This is a genomic window from Sulfuricurvum sp. (assembly GCF_049305995.1).
Taxonomy (GTDB): domain Bacteria; phylum Campylobacterota; class Campylobacteria; order Campylobacterales; family Sulfurimonadaceae; genus Sulfuricurvum.
In genome coordinates, this window is sequence record NZ_JBAQPS010000311.1 from 1 (window position 1) to 2,678 (window position 2,678).

The following is a 2,678-nucleotide window of genomic DNA, read 5'->3' on the forward strand; positions in this document are numbered from 1 at the left end:
GTTTACTATGCGTGGGCTTCCCGCCGAGGGAAACTTAGCGTTAACGTAGCAAATCAGGATTTTATTCCGATTGCGTTTCAACCCAATAAAAGGATTTACCATGAATGTACAAATTCGCTCTAAAGAAGTCAAACTTACCCAACATCTAAACGACCATATTGCTACTGCAATCGAAAATTTCAAACGCTATCATCTTGATATTACAACCGTTAACGTCATAATCACCAAAGAAAAAAACGGAGTCGGAGTTGAATTTGACATGCACATTGCTCACGCGCAACCCGTCGTTATTTCTGATGTCGATGAAGACCTCGACACTGCCATCGATTTAGCGATTGAACGTGCTAACAAAGCACTCCGCCGCCTCCATGACAAAGTAAAAGATCACCACACCTCATCTATCCGTGACATCGAAGTGGCGGAAGAGGTAGCGGAGTAATCCATGTCTAAAATCAATGTCGTTTGCCCCCACTGCGGAGGCGTAAATGCCATTCCTCTAAAAGAGTCCTATGCAAAAGCCGCCTGCGGTCACTGCAAAGGCTCCCTTCTCGACACCAAGCCCATCTCCGTAGATGCCTCCTCTTTTGATCGCTTGATGCTCAATGATGAACGACTTATTATCGCTGATTTTTGGGCACCGTGGTGCGGACCGTGCCGAAGTATGGCACCCTCGTTCGAAGAGGCGGCGCGTCACTTCCCCCTCAAAGCCCAATTTGTCAAAATCAACACCGAAGAGCAGCAGCATCTAGGTGGACGTTTCGGTATCCGATCTATCCCCACCGTTATCGCTTTTAGAAACAACCGCATCGTCGATCAGTTCAGCGGCGCCTTACCGACTCCTCAAATTATCGCCTTTGTCAAAAAACACCTATAGCGATTAATCTTTTTTAGATACCCTACCGTTTAATTTTACGCAACAGGACAGAACACATGTACAGCTGGATGCTTTGGTTTCATATTATTTCCATGGTTTCATGGTTTGCGGTGCTCTTCTACCTCCCCCGTCTTTTTGTTTATCACGTTGAAAATGGAACGAATCAAGGATTTATCGACGTCGTCGAAGTGATGGAGATGAAGATTTATAAATACATCGGAGTTCCCGCATTTTGGGCAACGTTACTCTCTGGAATTGCATTGATCGTAATGTCCACAGCCCATTATGGTATGAATGTCTTTAAAATGGGGGGATGGATGCACGCCAAACTGACCCTAGTCGCCATTTTGATCGGCTACTTTTTCACACTCGGACATTACCGTCTCAAGCTCAAAGAAAATACCGCTTATAAAAGTGGGAAGTTTTTTCGTATTTATAATGAAGTACCGACGCTATTGCTCATCGGTATTGTTGCACTCGTAATCGTAAAACCTTTTTAAAAGCAAAAAGCCCTCAGGCTTTCGCTTACCACATAGACCGAGTTTTATGCGGTTTCGGTCTTCGATTTGTATTTTTTGCTTTCGCTTTAAAGAGTACCGGAGTCCCCTCAAAATCAAACTGCTCGCGTAACTGATTCGTCAAATATCGGCGATAACTGAAATGGAGCCCCTGCGGTTTGTTCATAATGAGTGCGATACGCGGTGGACGGATATCGTACTGTGTTGCGAAATAAAGACGGATATTCATACCGTTGATACTTGGCAAGATATGTTTGCGCATCGCCGCTTGGATTACTTCGTTGAGTTTTCCGGTAGAGATACGCTGTGAATAGTTCTCATTGATTTTGAGGAGCATATCAAAGATTTTGTGTACCCGCTGTTTGCTCTGCGCTGAAATCGTGATGATCGGTGCATAGCTCAAAAATTTAAAACGGTCGCGTACTTCTGTCATAATCTTGTCGTAATCTTCTTTCGGTGCCAGATCCCATTTGTTGAGTACGATCAAACACGCGAGACGATTTTTATCGACAAACCCCGCGATTTTTTCATCCAAATCCATAAACGGCTGTGACGCATCAAGAACAAGGAGGGCAATGTCTGCCGTTTCAAGCATCTCTTCGGTACGCATAAGGGCGTATTTTTCGATTCCGAGAATTTTTCCCCGCTTACGAATCCCTGCGGTATCGATAAAGGTAATCTTTTTATCCGCATACTCTATCGTTTCATCGATTGGGTCGATGGTTGTCCCAGCGACAGAACTGACCACCGAGCGATCTTCTCCAAGCAATGCGTTAAGCAATGAGCTTTTCCCGACGTTGACACGTCCGATGATCGCTACTTTCATCTGATTAACGTCACCCGCTTCGTACTCTTTAACGATTCCACGATACGCCTCTTCAAGTGCTTCGATCGACGTCTCCTCTTCTTCATCATCCGCTTCAGGAATAAAGAACCCATCGTCCTCATCTTCATCGAATTCTTCATCATCCGAAGAGGCTTTCAATGCCGCATCAAATCCATCCATATCATCATCTTCTGCTATTTCGGCTTCAGGTTTAACGATAGCGGATTCAGGAAGTTCAGAAGCGATCCAGTTTAAAAGCGGCAAAACTGAACGGTTATGGGAAACGGAAATACCGAAAATACGCTCTGTCCCGAACTCATAATATTCCCAAAGCTTCTCTTGCATCTTGTCATTATCGATTTTATTCACGACCAATGCAATCGCTTTTCCCATCGATTCAAGTTCATAAAAAAGTTTTTTATCATCCTCTTCAGGGAGGCTTTTACCGTCTACCATAAAG

The 2,678-nt window shown here is 44.4% G+C and carries 4 protein-coding genes; 3 read left to right on the top strand and 1 reads right to left on the bottom strand.

Translation table 11 applies throughout. From position 1 onward, the window contains the following. Positions 1-100 precede the first annotated feature (100 nt). From hpf to hemJ, 3 genes are read left to right on the top strand one after another with little or no spacing between them, the layout of a single operon-like run. On the top strand, positions 101-439 hold the full coding sequence (gene hpf, locus WA010_RS10755) for a ribosome hibernation-promoting factor, HPF/YfiA family (RefSeq protein ID WP_422557114.1): 339 nt from the start codon (positions 101-103) through the stop codon (positions 437-439). A 3-nt stretch (positions 440-442) separates the two neighbouring features. Then, positions 443-874: a thioredoxin TrxC gene (gene trxC / locus WA010_RS10760; protein WP_422557115.1), complete on the top strand. Its 432-nt coding sequence runs from the start codon at positions 443-445 to the stop codon at positions 872-874. Between the two features lie 56 nt (positions 875-930). Then, the gene (hemJ, locus tag WA010_RS10765; protein ID WP_422557116.1) at positions 931-1,374 is read left to right on the top strand and encodes a protoporphyrinogen oxidase HemJ; all 444 of its coding nucleotides are present in this window, start codon (positions 931-933) and stop codon (positions 1,372-1,374) included. 25 nt (positions 1,375-1,399) lie between these two features. Here the strand turns inward: hemJ and der are convergent. After that, positions 1,400-2,678, bottom strand: a 1,279-nt coding sequence (der, locus tag WA010_RS10770) for a ribosome biogenesis GTPase Der (protein WP_422557117.1), incomplete at its 5' end; no start/stop codon positions are given.

Bases quoted from the DNA above. Each gene is read 5' to 3' on its own strand.
- hpf (WP_422557114.1), top strand. From the start codon at position 101: ATGAATGTACAAATTCGCTCTAAAGAAGTCAAACTTACCCAACATCTA.
- trxC (WP_422557115.1), top strand. From the start codon at position 443: ATGTCTAAAATCAATGTCGTTTGCCCCCACTGCGGAGGCGTAAATGCC.
- hemJ (WP_422557116.1), top strand. From the start codon at position 931: ATGTACAGCTGGATGCTTTGGTTTCATATTATTTCCATGGTTTCATGG.